Below are 539 nucleotides of genomic sequence, written 5' to 3'. Positions count from 1 at the left end.
GTGTAATAAAAAACAAATGCAATGAAAATAATATCAAGTTCTGGAAAAGGTAATTTTAAATTAATCAAGGATGATGATCAGATTTGTGAATTAGCTTATACTAATTGGTTTTCAGAAAAAGCTCAAACCGTATTGAACGGAAACAATATTGTAATCAAGCCAAAAAATATTTGGACAAGTAAAGTCGATATTTTTAAAAATGAAAGCCAAATAGGAGACATTACCTTTAATCTCAAGGGTCATATGGTTATTAGACTAGAAAAACCAAATGGAAAAGAATTTAACTATCTATTGAAAAACAAAGCGAAATGGAAACTAAGATTTGAAGTTTTTAATGAATCTGATATACAACAGTTTTCACTAAATTCAGTAAATAACTGGACAAAATTAAATTATGACTATAATGTTGAAATGGCAGACTACAATTCGGAATTTGAAATTGAGGAACTATTGATTTATTGTGGTTATGCAGCAAACTTATATTTAGCAATAATTAGTGCAGGTTGATAAAATAAAAAAATACTACACCTAACAATGGG

General features: G+C 27.5%; 1 protein-coding gene. It reads left to right on the top strand.

The genetic code is table 11. The annotated features are described in order from the left end of the window. Nucleotides 1-21: 21 nt before the first annotated feature. Nucleotides 22-507, top strand: a complete 486-nt coding sequence (locus R3X28_RS19230; protein ID WP_317666513.1) for an aminotransferase — start codon at nt 22-24, stop codon at nt 505-507. Nucleotides 508-539: the final 32 nt, after the last annotated feature.

It is taken from the genome of Maribacter sp. TH_r10 (assembly GCF_033101095.1).
GTDB lineage: Bacteria > Bacteroidota > Bacteroidia > Flavobacteriales > Flavobacteriaceae > Maribacter_A > Maribacter_A luteus.
This window is presented reverse-complemented; position numbering and strand designations above follow the sequence as displayed.